This is a genomic window from Mesorhizobium sp. M1E.F.Ca.ET.063.01.1.1 (assembly GCF_003998155.1).
Lineage (GTDB): Bacteria > Pseudomonadota > Alphaproteobacteria > Rhizobiales > Rhizobiaceae > Mesorhizobium.
On record NZ_RZSC01001575.1, the window covers coordinates 1 to 477 of the forward strand.

The 477-nt window shown below is 67.3% G+C and carries 1 protein-coding gene; it reads right to left on the minus strand.

What is annotated here, in order from left to right:
* On the minus strand, window positions 1-477 hold a 477-nt coding region (locus tag EOA29_RS39865; protein ID WP_245468862.1), incomplete at both ends, for an amidohydrolase family protein.

The following is a 477-nucleotide window of genomic DNA, read 5'->3' on the forward strand; positions in this document are numbered from 1 at the left end:
GTTTTGACGCGCCGTCGGCGAGCGGTAGAGCCCGTCCTGCGGGAAGGCGACGAGCTGCAGGTCGATATAGGGCGCGACGGTCTTCTTGACCTCGAGCAGCGCCTCGACCGCCAGCAGCCGGTCGTCGCAGACATCGACATGGGTGCGGATGGCAAGCAGCCCCATCGACACCGCCCAGTCGCAATAGGCAAGCGCCCGCTCGCGCACCGCCTCATGCGTCAGCAGCGGCTTCAGTTCGCCCCACAGCGCGATGCCTTCGAGCAGCGTGCCGGAGGCATTGATACGCGGAATGCCGTAGGAGAGCGTGGCGTCCATATGGAAATGCGGATCGACGAAGGGCGGCGAGACCAGATTGCCACGCGCGTCGATCACCGTGCCCGCGGCGGCGGTCAGTTCGGGCTCGATCGCGGCGATCGTCTCGCCGGCGATGCCGATATCGGCAACCCTGCCGTCAGGCAGCGTGCCGCCGCGTACGAT